The sequence below is a fragment of the Clostridium sp. MCC353 genome (assembly GCF_018785315.1).
Taxonomy (GTDB): domain Bacteria; phylum Bacillota; class Clostridia; order Lachnospirales; family Lachnospiraceae; genus CHH4-2.
Map to the genome: position 1 here is coordinate 1 of NZ_WQPN01000088.1, position 276 is coordinate 276.

Genomic DNA, 276 nt, shown 5'->3' on the forward strand with positions numbered 1-276 from the left:
CATTTCGCCCATACGGGAGAACATTACAATCCTACAAACCAGCCTCATCCGGATCACGCCGGGGATCTGCCCCCTCTGCTGGGAAACCAGGGTTATGCCTGGACGTCTTTTTATGATAAAAGGTTTACCGTCGACCAGATCATGGGAAGGGCAGTAATCATCCATCAGAAAGCCGACGATTTCACGTCACAGCCGTCCGGCAATTCTGGCGAAAAAATAGCCTGCGGCGTTATCCGCCCGGCAGACAATTACTGGGATTAACATCGATTTTAAGGG

Annotated in this window: 1 protein-coding gene; it reads left to right on the top strand. The window is 51.1% G+C overall.

Going from position 1 to position 276, the window contains the following annotated elements; all coding sequences use genetic code 11:
- The coding region (locus GPL15_RS15895) for a superoxide dismutase family protein (RefSeq protein ID WP_215699669.1) at nt 1–261 on the top strand (261 nt) is incomplete at its 5' end.
- Between the last annotated feature and the right edge of the window lie 15 nt (nt 262–276).